Genomic DNA, 14,056 nt, shown 5'->3' on the forward strand with positions numbered 1-14,056 from the left:
GGCCCCCGTCAGACCTCTTCGACGCTGCTCGGCTCGCGCCGGGACAGGTCGATACCGAGCTCTTCCGCGGCGCGGAAGACGTCCTCGTCGGTGTCGCGCATCTCGATGGACATGCCGTCCGAGGACAGCACCTCCACGTTGAGGCAGAGCGACTGCATCTCCTTGATGAGCACCTTGAAGGACTCGGGGATGCCCGGCTCCGGGATGTTCTCGCCCTTGACGATGGCCTCGTAGACCTTCACGCGGCCGGTGACGTCGTCGGACTTGATGGTCAGGAGCTCCTGGAGGGCGTACGCGGCGCCGTACGCCTCGAGCGCCCACACCTCCATCTCACCGAAGCGCTGACCGCCGAACTGGGCCTTACCACCCAGCGGCTGCTGGGTGATCATGCTGTACGGACCGGTGGACCGGGCGTGCAGCTTGTCGTCGACCAGGTGGTGCAGCTTGAGGATGTACATGTACCCGACCGAGATCGGGTCCGGGAACGGCTCGCCGGAGCGGCCGTCGAACAGGTTGGCCTTGCCGGAGGGCTGGACCATGCGCTCGCCGTCGCGGTTCGGGATCGTGGACTCGAAGAGACCGGCGATCTCGTCCTCGCGGGCGCCGTCGAAGACCGGGGTCGCGACGTTGGTGCCCGCGGCGACCTCGTCCGCCCCGATGGACTTCAGACGCTCCATCCACTCCTCGCTGCCCTCGACCTTCCAGCCCTGCGACGCGAGCCAGCCCAGGTGGATCTCCAGGACCTGGCCCGGGTTCATCCGGGACGGGACGCCGAGCGGGTTGAGGATGATGTCGACGGGCGTGCCGTCCTCCAGGAACGGCATGTCCTCGACGGGCAGGATCTTGGAGATGACGCCCTTGTTGCCGTGGCGGCCGGCGAGCTTGTCACCATCGGTGATCTTGCGCTTCTGCGCGACGTAGACGCGGACCAGCTGGTTCACGCCCGGGGGCAGCTCGTCGCCCTCCTCCCGGTCGAAGACGCGGACGCCGATGACCTTGCCGGTCTCGCCGTGCGGCACCTTCAGCGAGGTGTCGCGGACCTCGCGGGCCTTCTCGCCGAAGATCGCGCGCAGCAGGCGCTCCTCCGGGGTCAGCTCGGTCTCACCCTTGGGGGTGACCTTGCCGACGAGGATGTCGCCCGCCTCGACCTCGGCGCCGATGCGGATGATGCCGCGCTCGTCGAGGTCGGCCAGGACCTCCTCGGAGACGTTCGGGATGTCCCGGGTGATCTCCTCCGGGCCCAGCTTGGTGTCGCGGGCGTCGACCTCGTGCTCCTCGATGTGGATCGAGGAGAGGACGTCGTCCTGCACCAGACGCTGGGAGAGGATGATCGCGTCCTCGTAGTTGTGGCCCTCCCACGGCATGAACGCGACCAGCAGGTTCTTGCCGAGCGCCATCTCACCGGCCTCGGTGGACGGGCCGTCGGCCAGCACCTGGTCGACGACGACGCGTTCGCCCTCGTCGACGAGCACCTTCTGGTTGAAGGAGGTGCCCTGGTTGGAGCGGGAGAACTTGGCGATGCGGTACGTGGTGTACGTGCCGTCGTCGTTGGCCACCGTGACGTAGTCGGCGGAGACCTCCTGGACGACACCCTCCTTCTCGGCCTTGATGACGTCGCCGGCGTCGACCGCGCAGCGGTACTCCATGCCGGTGCCGACCAGCGGCGACTCCGCCTTGATCAGCGGCACGGCCTGGCGCATCATGTTCGACCCCATGAGCGCGCGGTTGGCGTCGTCGTGCTCGAGGAAGGGGATCATAGCGGTCGCGACCGACACCATCTGGCGCGGCGAGACGTCCATGTAGTCCACGTCGTCGCCGGGGATGAGGTCGACCTCGCCGCCGCGGCGGCGGATCAGTACGCGGTCCTCGGCGAACCGCATCTCCTCGTTCAGCGGCGCGTTCGCCTGCGCGATGACGAAGCGGTCCTCCTCGTCGGCGGTGAGGTAGTGCACCTCGTCGCTGACGACGCCGTTCTCCACCACGCGGTACGGGGTCTCGACGAAGCCGAACGCGTTGACCCGGCCGTAGGAGGCCAGCGAACCGATCAGGCCGATGTTCGGACCCTCGGGAGTCTCGATCGGGCACATGCGGCCGTAGTGCGACGGGTGCACATCGCGGACCTCGAAGCCGGCCCGCTCACGGGACAGACCACCCGGGCCCAGCGCCGACAGGCGGCGCTTGTGCGTCAGACCCGAGAGCGGGTTGGTCTGGTCCATGAACTGGGACAGCTGGCTGGTGCCGAAGAACTCCTTGATGGAGGCGACGACCGGCCGGATGTTGATCAGGGTCTGCGGCGTGATCGCCTCGACGTCCTGGGTGGTCATCCGCTCGCGGACGACGCGCTCCATGCGGGCCAGGCCGGTGCGGACCTGGTTCTGGATGAGCTCGCCGACGTTGCGCAGGCGGCGGTTGCCGAAGTGGTCGATGTCGTCGGTCTCGACGACGATCTGGTCGCCCTCGGCGGAGACCGTCTCCTCCTCGCCGGCGTGCAGCTTGACCAGGTACTTGATGGTGGCGATCACGTCGGCGGTGGTGAGCACGCCGGAGTCGAGCGGCTCGTCGCCGCCCAGCTTCTTGTTGATCTTGTACCGGCCGACCTTGGCCAGGTCGTAGCGCTTCGGGTTGAAGTAGAGGTTCTCCAGCAGCGTCTGCGCGGCCTCGCGAGTCGGGGGCTCACCCGGACGCAGCTTGCGGTAGATGTCGAGCAGTGCGTCGTCCTGGCCCTGGGTGTGGTCCTTCTCCAGGGTGGCGCGCATCGACTCGTACTGGCCGAACTCTTCGAGGATCTGCTCGTTCGTCCAGCCGAGCGCCTTGAGCAGCACGGTGACCGACTGCTTGCGCTTGCGGTCGATGCGGACGCCGACCATGTCGCGCTTGTCGATCTCCATCTCCAGCCAGGCACCCCGGGACGGGATGATCTTGGCGGAGAAGATGTCCTTGTCGGAGGTCTTGTCGATCGAGCTGTCGAAGTAGACGCCCGGCGAGCGCACCAGCTGCGAGACCACGACACGCTCGGTGCCGTTGATCACGAAGGTGCCCTTGTTGGTCATGAGCGGGAAGTCGCCCATGAAGACCGTCTGGGACTTGATCTCGCCGGTCTCGTTGTTGGTGAACTCGGCGGTGACGAAGAGCGGCGCGGCGTAGGTGAAGTCGCGCTCCTTGCACTCGTCGATCGAGTTCTTCGGAGGCTCGAAGCGGTGATCGCGGAAGGTCAGCGACATCGACCCGGAGAAGTCCTCGATCGGGGAGATCTCCTCGAAGATCTCCTCCAGACCGGACTTGGTGGGGACGTCCTGACCACTGTCCAGCGCGGCCTCGACGCGACCCTTCCAGGCGTCGTTGCCGAGGAGCCAGTCAAAGCTCTCGGTCTGCAGCGCAAGAAGGTTCGGAACCCCGAGGGGCTCCTTGATCTTCGCAAAGGAGATTCGCAGCGGGGCGGTGCCGACGGCGGTGTTCGAATTGGCGGTCGAGGCGTTGCGCGAGGCGGCCAAGAGGGGGTCCTTCCGAGGGCTCGGACTCACTACGCGCATACCGGTGCCCCTGGTGACGGGCAGGGAGCATCTAACAGGCAGCGCAAAGGGTCAGTGTAGCCAAACGGCCCACTGATGTCCAGAGCGGTTCTCCGGAGAACGGCGCAGTGCCACTCTCCCCCTCTCTCGTTGTGCTGTCGTCACAGCGCCGGGGCACCCTCCGGCCCTCGGAGGCGACGGGTGCTCTCGGCGCATCACCATGCTTCCCGCTTCGTCACCGATCCATGCCTCGGAACCTGGATCGGTGTGACGACGCGACCCGAGAATTGCGCGCTGCGTGCCATTCGTCAAGGCCCCCTCGGCGCCCCCTCGGCAGCGGTGATCACCATACCCGCCCGTTTCGGAAGGGCAAGGAACCCGTCCCGGCACGGCCGAAGGGCGACCACCCGTTCGGGTGATCGCCCTTCGGAACGGCACGTTCAGACGTACCGCGAAAGAGTCAGCAGACTCGTGAGGTCACTTGACCTCGACGGAGGCGCCGGCGCCCTCGAGGGACTCCTTGGCCTTCTCCGCGGCGTCCTTGGCGACCTTCTCGAGGACCGGCTTCGGGGTGCCGTCCACGAGCTCCTTGGCCTCCTTCAGGCCGAGCGAGGTGAGCTCGCGCACGACCTTGATGACCTGGATCTTCTTGTCGCCGGCGCCGGTGAGGATGACGTCGAACTCGTCCTGCTCCTCGGCAGCCTCGGCGGCGCCGCCACCCTGGCCGGGGGCGGCGACGGCGACGGCGGCCGGGGCGGCGGCCTCGACGTCGAACTTCTCCTCGAACTTCTTCACGAAGTCGGAGAGCTCGATGAGGGTCATCTCCTCGAACTGCGCGAGCAGGTCTTCCTGGCTGAGCTTCGCCATGGTGGCGGTCCTTCCACTAATTCGGCGGGTGCCGGTTGTCTTGCGATATCGGCGGGCGTACTCGGGCCCGCTGCGACCGTGCGGGGGTGTTTACTCCGCGTCGGCCTCGGCGGGAGCCGGCGTACCGGCACCGCCCTGCTCGACCTTGCTGCGAAGGGCGTCCGCGGTGCGGACCATCTTCGTGAGCGGGGCCTGGAAGGTCGCCGCGGCCTTGGCCATGGACGCCTTCATGCCACCGGCCAGCTTGGCGAGCAGCACCTCGCGGGGTTCGACGTCCGCGAGCTTGTTGAGCTCGGCGGCGGTCATCGCGCCGCCGTCGACGATGCCGCCCTTGATCACGAGAGCGGGGTGGTCCTTGGCGAAGTCGCGCAGACCCTTCGCCGCCTCGACCGGGTCACCGGTCACGAAGGCGACGGCCGACGAGCCCGTGAAGTACTCGTCGAGCTCGTTGATCCCGGCCTCGTTGGCCGCGATCTTGGTCAGCGTGTTCTTCACCACACGGTACTGAGCGTTCTCACCGAGAGAACGGCGCAGGTCCTTGAGCTGCGCCACGGTGAGACCGGTGTACGCGGTCACGACCGCCGCGTTGGAGTCGCGAAAACGGTTCGTGATCTCCTCGACGGCTGCGACCTTGTCGGGTGCGACCTGGTCCCTCGCCATGAGCCTCGGCCTCCTTCCGGGTGATGAGGACCGCGCGGAAGGGGCTGGGAATGCGAAACGCCCCGGGCGCAGGCGCACGGGGCGAGACTCGACCGGATGCCACGCGCTCGATGCGCACGTCGACCGGGAGCTCTTCCAGTTCACCTACGCGGGTCGCCCGCAGCTAGCGGATCCTTCGGCCGTGCGCCCTCGTGTGGACGCACCGCAACCAGCGGTCTTTGGCTTCCGCGTCAGATTACGCGGGCGACACCTGCGCAGGCAAATCGGCTCGGCGGCAGGCCGGAGGCGGCGGGAGAGACGTCAGGGCGCCTCTCCCGCCGACAGGCCGCCTCTCCCGCCGGTGGGCGGCGAAGCCGCCGTGGACGGGTCCGGAGCTCTCCGGCGGCGTCCGTCACATGCCGGTGCCGGCTCCCGCGGTGCTCCCCGCACCCTGGAGCTCCTCCAGCATCTTCATCAGGTCGATGGTCTCGGAGGCCGGCGGAGCGTCCACCGAGACGTCGGCACCGAAGTCGCTCATCTTCTGCGTCATGTCGACGGTGCCCTCGGGGGTCTCCATCCCGACATCGATGCGTACCGGAAGGTCCTCCTCGTTCACCCATGCCTCGATGCGGTACTCCTCGATCCCGGAGGACTCCAGCTGGTCGAGAAGCTGCTCGCGCTCCTTCTCCTCCAGCACCTCGAGCGACTTGTTCGCCTCCAGCGACTCCTCGATCGTCAGCGAACCCGTGTAGTGCCGGGTGGCAACGCCGTCGATGTTCTCCTCACCGGCGAACTTCACGTTCGGCGAGTCCAGCAGCATGCCCATCTGCTGGGCCGGGCTCTGGCCCAGGTTGTCCAGGCCGGAGGTCATGGCCTCGGCCATCTCGGGGTCCTCCGCGGACTCCGCGACCGCGCCCAGGTCGATCTTCATCCACCGCTTGCCCTCCATGTCGGCGGCAGCGGCCTCGCCCATGTCCATGTACATGGCGTCGTCCAGCCAGATCACCCGGCTGCCGCCCGCCCCGCCGGCCCCGGCCAGTTCGCCACCCGTCATGGTCATGTCCATCGCGTACGGGTCCCAGCCCATGACGCCGTTCATCTCCATGGTGCCGCCGGTCTGGCCGGGCAGGGTCATTTCCATCGAGACCTTCGCGGACTTCGCCTCACTGGTCTTCCGCGTGGACGCGGTCATGACCGCTATCGCGGAGCGTGAGTCGGTCTGCTGCGAGACCTCCTCTCCCGCCTTGCCTGCATCATCCGACTTCTCCCCGCTGGTGCAGGCGGTGAGCGTGGCCGCCATGGCCACGCTCACGGTCGCCAGGACGGCCTTGCGAAACGCGCGCATCCCCAACCCCCACTGTTTCTTCATATGTTCGGTTGGCACATATGGTACGGCGCCGGGCCCCGCCCTCCGAACGGAGAACGGGGCCCGGCGCCGTGTGCGTCCCGCGTGGCCGACGGCTCAGACGGCCGCCGGGTCCTCCTCGACGAGGAGGTTCTTCGTGCGGTTGGTGTCGACCGGGACACCGGGGCCCATCGTGGTGCTGATGGTGGTCTTCTTCACGTAACGGCCCTTGGCGGCCGACGGCTTGAGGCGGTGGATCTCGTCCAGCGCCGCGGCGTAGTTCTCCACGAGCTTGGCCTCGTCGAACGACGTCTTGCCGATGATGAAGTGGAGGTTGGAGTGCTTGTCCACCCGGAACTCGATCTTGCCGCCCTTGATGTCGGTGACGGCCTTGGCGACGTCCGGGGTGACGGTGCCGGTCTTCGGGTTCGGCATCAGGCCACGCGGACCGAGCACACGGCCGAGACGGCCGACCTTGCCCATCAGGTCCGGGGTGGCGACGACGGCGTCGAAGTCCAGACGGCCCTTGGAGACCTCGTCGATCAGCTCGTCGGAGCCGACGATGTCGGCGCCGGCGGCTTCCGCGGCCGCAGCACGGTCACCGGTCGCGAAGACCAGGACCCGGGCGGTCTTACCGGTGCCGTGCGGGAGGTTCACGGTGCCGCGGACCATCTGGTCGGCCTTGCGCGGGTCGACGCCCAGACGCATGGCGACCTCGACGGTCGCGTCGAACTTCACCGAGGAGGTCTCCTTGGCGAGCCGGACGGCCTCGAGCGGGGCGTAGAACTTCGCCCGGTCGACCTTGGCGTCCGCGCTGCGGAGAGTCTTGCTGCGCTTCACTGCTGCTCCTGCTGTCTCAGGTTCGGAGTCGTGGTGCGGGCCGCGCCGGCCCTTCCACGGGTGATCGGGTGGAGGGATCAGCCCTCGACGGTGACGCCCATGGAACGAGCGGTACCGGCGATGATCTTCTCCGCCTGGTCCAGGTCGTTCGCGTTCAGGTCCGGCATCTTGGTCGTGGCGATCTCGCGCACCTGGTCACGGGTGACCTTGCCGACCTTGTTGAGGTGCGGCTCGCCGGAGCCCTTCTCGATGCCGGCGGCCTTGAGGATCATCTTCGCGGCCGGCGGCGTCTTGGTGATGAAGGTGAAGGAGCGGTCCTCGTAGACCGTGATCTCCACCGGGATGACCCAACCGCGCTGCGACTCGGTCGCAGCGTTGTAGGCCTTGCAGAACTCCATGATGTTGACGCCGTGCTGACCCAGCGCCGGGCCGACCGGCGGAGCCGGGTTGGCGGCACCGGCCTGGATCTGGAGCTTGATCAGCCCCGCGACCTTCTTCTTCTTGGGAGGCATGTTCTCTCCGGGTCCTGGTGAGAAGTGATTCGCGCCTCCGTCCGCGGCCGGGCCCGGACGAGCCCGTCAGCCGGATGGAGGCATACCGCACCACGATAGCGCCTACCGTGGCGAGCTCTGAAATCGGTGGGGGCGGGCAGGCCCCGCAGGCCCGCCCGCCCCCACCCGAGGCATGGAATGCCGGAAGGTCAGTTCTTCTGGATCTGGTCGAAGCTGAGCTCGACCGGGGTCTCGCGGCCGAAGATCTCGACCAGGCCCTTGACCTTCTTGGAGTCGGCGTTGATCTCGTTGATCGTGGCCTGAAGGGTCGCGAACGGGCCGTCGGTGACGGTGACGGAGTCGCCGACTTCGAAGTCGAGCACCTGGACCTCGACGCGGCGTCCGGCGCCCGCGACCGGCTTGCCCTCGTCGTCGGTGGCGGCGGCCTTCGCGGCCTTCTCCTCCGCCTCCGGGGCGAGCATCTTCACGATCTCGTCCAGCGTCAGCGGGTACGGGTCGTACGCGTTGCCGACGAAGCCGGTGACGCCCGGGGTGTTGCGGACGACGCCCCACGACTCGTTCGTCAGGTCCATGCGGACCAGCACGTAGCCGGGGAGCTTGTTCTGCTTGACCGTGCGGCGGTCGCCGTTCTTGATCTGGACGACCTCCTCCTGCGGCACTTCGGCCTGGAAGATGAAGTCCTCGACGTTGAGCGAGACGGCGCGCTGCTCGAGGTTGGTCTTCACGCGGTTCTCGTAGCCGGCGTAGGTGTGGATGACGTACCACTCGCCGGGCAGGAAGCGCAGTTCGTCGCGGAGGGCGGCGACCGGGTCGAACGGCTCCTCCTCCGCCTCGGCGGAGGCGTCCTCGGCGGACTCGTCGGTGTCGCCCTCGCCCTCGGCTGGCTCGTCCGCGTCCACGTCCGCAGCCGGCTCGGCAGCCTCGGTCGCTTCCTCGGCGGCGTCGGCAACTGCCGCCTGGTCGACGCCGTCCGCCGTGGCGTCCGTCGCCTCGACGAGGTCGCGCGCGGAGTCGTCGCCCGTGGCGGGCTCGACGGCGTCGTTCAGGTTCGGGTCAGACACGGTGGCTGCTTCTTCCTGGCTTCGTGGGGTCGAACATGCGGTGGCCGCTGTCACGGCGACCGAGGGGCCGGGCACGCGTCAAACGCGCCCTTCACGACTCAACGTACCCCTCGGCGGGCACTCACGGCCCTCCGCGAGGGTCAGCCGAAGACGAACTTGACGGCTTCGGTGAACCCATAGTCAAGCACGGTCACCAGAGCGATCATGATGACCACGAAGACGATCACCACGCTGGCGTAGGTGGAGAGCTGGTTCCGCGTGGGCCAGACGACCTTGCGGAGCTCCGCGATGATCTGCCGGTAGAAGAGAGCGAGACGCGCCAGCGGGCCCTTCTTGCCACGCTTGCCACCGCGCCGGGGCTTGTCGTCCGAGGACCGTCCGGGCTCGGGGACCTCGGTGGTGTCCGTGATCTCCGTCACTAGTCCTCACCTTGATCCGGATCGTTGCCCTGCGGCGCACGGGCCGGCCGCACGGCGGTGCAGTTCGAGTACGTACTGAAAAAGCACACACCATGTGGTGATGTGTGTAGCAGGGCCGGAGGGACTTGAACCCCCAACCGCTGGTTTTGGAGACCAGTGCTCTACCAATTGAGCTACGACCCTTTGTGCCGTCCTCAACCTACCGCATCTGCGCCGGTGCACACAGTGCGCAGCGCTGAGCGATCGTTGAAGGCCGACGACGTAGGAGTGTACGTGTTCCGCGGCTCTCCGTCGAACACCGCCCACCACGCACGGTCCGCGGCAGCGGCCGTGACCGGCTCCACACCTTGCTGCGGCGGGGCCGCCCGGTCTGCAACGATGACGGCATGACCGCTGCTACCCCTTCCGCACAGTCTCCCACCGCACGACGCGTGTCGGCCCGCATCGGGTCGATCTCCGAGTCCGCGACGCTCGCCGTGGACGCCAAGGCGAAGGCCCTCAAGGCCGCCGGGCGCCCGGTGATCGGCTTCGGCGCGGGCGAGCCGGACTTCCCGACGCCCGACTACATCGTCGAGGCGGCGGTCGAGGCCTGCCGCGACCCGAAGAACCACCGCTACTCCCCGGCCGGCGGGCAGCCCGAGCTGAAGGCCGCGATCGTCGACAAGACGCTGCGCGACTCCGGTCGCCAGATCGAGGCCGCGAACATCCTGGTGACCAACGGCGGCAAGCAGGCCATCTACGAGGCCTTCGCCGCGGCCCTGGACCCGGGCGACGAGGTCATCGTGCCCGCGCCGTACTGGACGACCTACCCGGAGTCCATCCAGCTCGCGGGCGGCGTGCCGGTGCCGGTGGTCGCGGACGAGTCCAGCGGCTACCGGGTGTCCGTGGAGCAGCTGGAGGCGGCGCGCACCGAGCGCACCAAAATGGTGGTCTTCGTCTCCCCGTCGAACCCGACCGGCGCGGTCTACAGCCGGGAGCAGACGGAGGAGATCGGCCGCTGGGCCGCCGAGCACGGGCTGTGGGTGCTGACCGACGAGATCTACGAGCACCTGGTCTACGGCGACGCCGCGTTCACCTCGCTGCCCGTGGTGGTGCCGGAGCTGGCGGACAAGTGCATCGTGGTCAACGGCGTCGCCAAGACGTACGCCATGACCGGCTGGCGGGTCGGCTGGGTCATCGGCCCCAAGGACGTCGTGAAGGCCGCGACGAACCTGCAGTCGCACGCCACCAGCAACGTGAGCAACGTCGCGCAGGTCGCGGCGATCGCCGCGCTCAGCGGCGACCTGGACGCCGTCGCGATGATGCGCGAGGCCTTCGACCGCCGGCGTCGGACCATCGTGCGGATGCTGAACGAGATCGACGGCGTGCTCTGCCCCGAGCCGGAGGGGGCGTTCTACGCCTACCCGTCGGTCAAGGGCGTGCTGGGCAAGGAGATCCGCGGCAGGCGGCCCGCCACCTCGGTGGAACTGGCGGAGGTGATCCTGGAGGAGGTCGAGGTCGCCGTCGTGCCGGGCGAGGCCTTCGGCACCCCCGGCTACCTGCGGCTTTCGTACGCGCTCGGCGACGAGGACCTGGTCGAGGGCGTCTCGCGCGTCCAGAAGCTGCTGGCCGAGGCACGCGACTGATCCAGCCGACAGGCGGGGCCGCGGCATGCGGCCGTGCTTTCGGGCAAGCCCCCGTCCGGGGAATGCGGTTCCGGGCGGGGGCTCGCGTGTAGCAGGATCAGGGGATGGCACGAGAGGTACGTTCGCTCCCCAAGGCCCATCTGCACCTGCACTTCACCGGTTCGATGCGGCCCTCCACGCTGCTGGAACTCGCCGACAAGTACGGCGTCCACCTGCCGGAGGCGCTGCGGAGCGGCGAGCCACCGAAGCTGCGGGCCACGGACGAACGCGGCTGGTTCCGCTTCCAGCGCCTCTACGACGCCGCCCGCTCCTGCCTGCGGGCGCCGGAGGACATCCAGCGGCTGGTGCGCGAGGCCGCCGAGGAGGACGTGCGGGACGGCTCGCGGTGGCTGGAGATCCAGGTCGACCCCACCTCGTACGCGCCCAGGCTGGGAGGACTGATCCCCGCGCTGGAGGTCATCCTCGACGCCATCGACCGGGCGATGCGGGACACCGGCCTCGAGATCCGCGTGCTGGTCGCCGCGAACCGCATGAAGCACCCCTTGGACGCCCGTACGCTCGCCCGGCTGGCCGTCCGCTACCGAGACCGGGGCATCGTCGGCTTCGGCCTCTCCAACGACGAACGGCGGGGGTTCGCCCGCGACTTCGACCGTGCCTTCGCCATCGCCCGGGACGGCGGGCTGATCGCCGCGCCGCACGGGGGCGAGTTGTCGGGCCCGTCCAGCGTCCGGGACTGCCTGGACGACCTGCACGCCCTCCGCGTCGGCCACGGCGTCCGCGCGGCCGAGGACGCCCGACTGCTGGGCCGGCTCGCCGATCGCGGGGTGACCTGCGAGGTGTGCCCGGCGTCCAACGTGGCGCTCGGGGTGTACGACAAGCCGGAGGACGTGCCGCTGCGGGCTCTGTGGGACGCGGGCGTGCCGATGGCACTCGGCGCCGATGACCCGCTGCTCTTCGGCTCCCGGCTCGCAGCCCAGTACGAACTCGCCCGCGACGCCCACGCGTTCACCGACGAGGAGCTGGCCGAACTGGCCCGCCAGTCGGTGCGCGGTTCCGTCGCCCCGGAGGACGTGCGGCGCGGGATGCTCGCCGACATCGACGCGTGGCTGGCGGCACCGGCCGGCTGACGTCGATGCCGGTGCCGCTGCCGGACGTGCGCCTCAGAGGGCGCAGCCGACCGTCACAGGTTCGTTGACGAGCGTGACGCCGAAGGCGTCACGGACGCCCGTCCGCACCTCGCGCGCGAGGGCGAGCAGGTCGGCGGTCGTGGCGCGGCCCCGGTTGGTGAGGGCGAGGGTGTGCTTGCTGGAGATGCGTGCCGGGCCGTCGCCGTAGCCCTTGGTGAAGCCCGCCCGGTCGATCAGCCACGCGGCCGAGGTCTTGGTCCGGCCGTCGTCCGCGGGAAATGCAGGCGGGGTGACGTCCGGCCCGAGCCGTTCGGCGACGCGGGCGAGGAAGGCGGCGTACTCGGCGTCGTCGAGGATCGGGTTGGTGAAGAAGGAGCCGGCCGACCAGGTGTCGTGGTCCTCCGGGTCCAGCACCATGCCCTTTCCGGCACGGAGTTTGAGCACGGTCTCGCGGGCGGTGGCCGCCGCGACGCGTTCGCCGGGCTGGACGCCCAGCGCACGGGCCGTCTCGGCGTACTTCAGCGGCGCGGACATGCCGTCGGCGTCCTCCAGCGCGAACCGGACCCGCAGGACGACGAACCGCGTCGGGTCGGCCTTGAAGCGGCTGTGCCGGTAGGCGAAGCCGCACTCGGCGTTCGGGACGACGACGGTCTCGCGGGCACGGCGATCGTAGGCGACGACCTCGGTGACCGTGGAGGAGACCTCCTGGCCGTACGCGCCGACGTTCTGGATGGGCGTCGCGCCCGCCGAGCCCGGGATGCCCGCCAGGCACTCGACGCCGGCCAGGCCGGCCTCGACCGTGCGGGCCACGGCCTCCGACCAGTTCTCGCCCGCGGCAAGTTCGAGCCGCGTGCCCTCCAGGTGGAAGCCGCGGGTGGCGATGCGCAGGGCCGTGCCGGGGAAGCCCGCGTCGGCGACGACCAGGTTGCTGCCGCCGCCGACGATCAGCAGCGGCGTCCCGGAGTCGTCAGCCTCGCGCACGGCCGCCACCACCTCGTCGTCGGTGGCGGCGGTCAGCAGACGTGCGGCGGGGCCGCCGAGCCGGAAGGTGGTCAGCGGGGCCAGCGGGGCGTCGTGGAATTCCTGCACGCGCACAAGAGTACGTTCCACGCGGGAAGCGCTGCGTCCCGCGCGCGGCGGGGCGGTCCCCTCGGGGAGACCGGGGTCTCTCAGGCCAGGGCGACCACGGCGCGGGACATGCCCAGCACCTTCTGCCCGGCGGCCGTCACGGTCAGGTCGACGCGGACAGTGCGGGCCGCGTCGTCCAGCTTCGCGGCGACCTTGCCGGAGACCTCCACTCGCGCGCCCTCGCCGTCGTCCGGCACCACGACCGGCCTGGTGAAGCGCACCCCGTACTCGCGTACGGCGCCCGGGTCGCCGGCCCAGTCGGTGACCACGCGGGCGGCCTCGGCCATGGTGAACATGCCGTGCGCGATGACGTTCGGCAGGCCGACCTCGGTGGCGAACCGCTCGTTCCAGTGAATCGGGTTGAAGTCCCCGGAGGCGCCCGCGTAGCGGACGAGCATGTCGCGGGTCACCGGGAAGGTCTGCGCGGGCAGTTCGGTGCCGACCTCGACGTCGGTATAGGCGATCGCAGCGGTCATCGTCTCGCTCAGCCTTCCTCGGCGGCGCGCGCCACCAGCTTCGTCCAGGCGGTCACGACGTGCTCGCCGGCCTCGTCGTGCACCTCGCCGCGCACGTCCAGGATGTCGTTGCCGGCCATGGACTTCACCGACTCGATGGTGGAGGTGACGGTCAGCAGGTCGCCGGCACGTACGGGCCGGCGGTAGGCGAACCGCTGGTCGCCGTGCACCACCCGGCTGTAGTCCAGGCCCAGTTTGGGGTCCTGCACGACCTCGAACGCGGCCCGGTAGGTGAGGGAGAACACGAAGGTGGGCGGCGCGACCACGTCCGGGTGGCCCAGCTTCGCGGCCGCGTCCCGGTCGGTGTAGGCCGGGTTGGCGTCACCGATGGCCTCGGCGAACTCGCGGATCTTCTCCCGGCCGACCTCGTAGGGCCGGGAGGGCGGGTAGCTGCGTCCGACGAAGGACTGGTCGAGCGCCATGGATCTCGGTCTCCTGAATCTCTGCCTGCCGCCGGGGCGGGAAGAAC

Annotated in this window: 13 protein-coding genes and 1 tRNA gene; 2 read left to right on the plus strand and 12 right to left on the minus strand. The window is 69.3% G+C overall.

The features are described 5' to 3' along the window. Positions 1-8: 8 nt before the first annotated feature. The 9 genes from rpoB to E4198_RS09965 form a co-directional block, all read right to left on the minus strand. Positions 9-3,491: a DNA-directed RNA polymerase subunit beta gene (rpoB, locus tag E4198_RS09925; protein WP_136182834.1), complete on the minus strand. Its 3,483-nt coding sequence runs from the start codon at positions 3,489-3,491 to the stop codon at positions 9-11. Positions 3,492-3,986: 495 nt separating this feature from the next. Continuing rightward, the gene (rplL, locus tag E4198_RS09930; RefSeq protein WP_136182835.1) at positions 3,987-4,376 is read right to left on the minus strand and encodes a 50S ribosomal protein L7/L12; all 390 of its coding nucleotides are present in this window, start codon (positions 4,374-4,376) and stop codon (positions 3,987-3,989) included. 90 nt (positions 4,377-4,466) lie between these two features. Further along, positions 4,467-5,036, minus strand: coding sequence for a 50S ribosomal protein L10 (gene rplJ, locus E4198_RS09935; protein WP_136182836.1), 570 nt, complete (start codon positions 5,034-5,036; stop codon positions 4,467-4,469). A 391-nt stretch (positions 5,037-5,427) separates the two neighbouring features. Beyond that, on the minus strand, positions 5,428-6,360 hold the full coding sequence (locus tag E4198_RS09940) for a hypothetical protein (RefSeq protein ID WP_136182837.1): 933 nt from the start codon (positions 6,358-6,360) through the stop codon (positions 5,428-5,430). A 117-nt stretch (positions 6,361-6,477) separates the two neighbouring features. Then, the gene (gene rplA / locus E4198_RS09945) at positions 6,478-7,200 is read right to left on the minus strand and encodes a 50S ribosomal protein L1 (protein WP_136182838.1); all 723 of its coding nucleotides are present in this window, start codon (positions 7,198-7,200) and stop codon (positions 6,478-6,480) included. A gap of 77 nt (positions 7,201-7,277) precedes the next feature. After that, positions 7,278-7,712 carry a 50S ribosomal protein L11 gene (rplK, locus tag E4198_RS09950; protein WP_136182839.1) on the minus strand — a complete coding sequence of 145 codons (435 nt, stop codon included), beginning with the start codon at positions 7,710-7,712 and terminating at the stop codon, positions 7,278-7,280. Between the two features lie 188 nt (positions 7,713-7,900). After that, positions 7,901-8,773: a transcription termination/antitermination protein NusG gene (gene nusG / locus E4198_RS09955; protein ID WP_136182840.1), complete on the minus strand. Its 873-nt coding sequence runs from the start codon at positions 8,771-8,773 to the stop codon at positions 7,901-7,903. A 140-nt stretch (positions 8,774-8,913) separates the two neighbouring features. Next, positions 8,914-9,192: a preprotein translocase subunit SecE gene (secE, locus tag E4198_RS09960; RefSeq protein ID WP_136182841.1), complete on the minus strand. Its 279-nt coding sequence runs from the start codon at positions 9,190-9,192 to the stop codon at positions 8,914-8,916. A gap of 110 nt (positions 9,193-9,302) precedes the next feature. Further along, positions 9,303-9,375 (minus strand) — tRNA-Trp (locus E4198_RS09965). 203 nt (positions 9,376-9,578) lie between these two features. Here E4198_RS09965 and E4198_RS09970 point away from each other — a divergent pair. Together E4198_RS09970 and E4198_RS09975 are read left to right on the plus strand one after the other, a co-directional pair. After that, positions 9,579-10,817: a pyridoxal phosphate-dependent aminotransferase gene (locus tag E4198_RS09970; protein WP_136182842.1), complete on the plus strand. Its 1,239-nt coding sequence runs from the start codon at positions 9,579-9,581 to the stop codon at positions 10,815-10,817. A 104-nt stretch (positions 10,818-10,921) separates the two neighbouring features. Beyond that, positions 10,922-11,944 (plus strand): adenosine deaminase, encoded by a 1,023-nt coding sequence (locus E4198_RS09975; protein WP_136182843.1) that lies wholly within the window; start codon positions 10,922-10,924, stop codon positions 11,942-11,944. Between the two features lie 33 nt (positions 11,945-11,977). Here E4198_RS09975 and E4198_RS09980 read toward each other — a convergent pair whose 3' ends face one another. Genes E4198_RS09980 through E4198_RS09990 form a run of 3 tightly spaced genes read right to left on the minus strand, consistent with a single transcriptional unit; the run spans position 11,978 to position 14,009 of the window. After that, positions 11,978-13,054, minus strand: coding sequence for a UDP-N-acetylmuramate dehydrogenase (locus E4198_RS09980; protein WP_210732802.1), 1,077 nt, complete (start codon positions 13,052-13,054; stop codon positions 11,978-11,980). A 59-nt stretch (positions 13,055-13,113) separates the two neighbouring features. Continuing rightward, positions 13,114-13,548, minus strand: coding sequence for a MaoC family dehydratase (locus tag E4198_RS09985; protein WP_136182845.1), 435 nt, complete (start codon positions 13,546-13,548; stop codon positions 13,114-13,116). A gap of 8 nt (positions 13,549-13,556) precedes the next feature. After that, complete coding sequence (locus E4198_RS09990) at positions 13,557-14,009, minus strand: MaoC family dehydratase N-terminal domain-containing protein (protein ID WP_136182846.1); 453 nt, start codon at positions 14,007-14,009, stop codon at positions 13,557-13,559. Positions 14,010-14,056: the final 47 nt, after the last annotated feature.

Origin of the sequence: Streptomyces sp. RKND-216 (assembly GCF_004795255.1) — a bacterium.
In the GTDB taxonomy this organism is placed as follows: Bacteria; Actinomycetota; Actinomycetes; order Streptomycetales; family Streptomycetaceae; genus Streptomyces; species Streptomyces hazeniae.